This window comes from Autumnicola edwardsiae (assembly GCF_031846505.1).
GTDB classification, from domain to species: domain Bacteria; phylum Bacteroidota; class Bacteroidia; order Flavobacteriales; family Flavobacteriaceae; genus Autumnicola; species Autumnicola edwardsiae.
The window spans coordinates 1-561 of record NZ_JAVRHP010000295.1; the positions used below are offsets into that span (position 1 = coordinate 1).

A 561-nucleotide genomic window follows, 5' to 3' on the forward strand; every position below is an offset into this window, starting at 1 on the left:
AAAATAGCTTCACCGAACTTACGGGCTATTTTAGTCTTTGGACCAGTATATCTTGCCATTAAATTGTAATTTATTAGAAAAGGGATTATGAATTAAGGTCACTGTCCTTCGATAATCGTAATATCCTTTCCTGTTATTTATACCTGTTAATTAAACTCTACGTCTTTTAGGAGGACGACATCCGTTATGTGGAAGTGGGGTAACATCAATAATTTCAGTTACTTCAATACCACTGTTGTGAAGGGAACGAATAGCAGATTCTCTACCATTTCCAGGTCCTTTCACATATACTTTTACTTTACGTAAACCTGCTTCGTGAGCCACCTTAGAAGCATCTTCTGCCGCTAACTGCGCTGCATAAGGAGTGTTCTTTTTAGAACCCCTAAAGCCCATTTTACCAGCTGAAGACCAGGATACAACATCACCCTTTTTGTTTGTTAAAGAGATAATAATGTTATTAAAAGAAGCAGTAACATGTGCCTCTCCATTAGCCTCAACGATAACTTTGCGTTTCTTCTGAACAGCCTTTTTTGTTGCCTTTGCCATATTACTTACTATTTA

1 protein-coding gene is annotated in these 561 nt (G+C 37.3%); it reads right to left on the minus strand.

Going from position 1 to position 561, the window contains the following annotated elements:
* Positions 1-150: 150 nt before the first annotated feature.
* Positions 151-546 carry a 30S ribosomal protein S11 gene (gene rpsK / locus RM529_RS17725; protein ID WP_311486054.1) on the minus strand — a complete coding sequence of 132 codons (396 nt, stop codon included), beginning with the start codon at positions 544-546 and terminating at the stop codon, positions 151-153.
* Between the last annotated feature and the right edge of the window lie 15 nt (positions 547-561).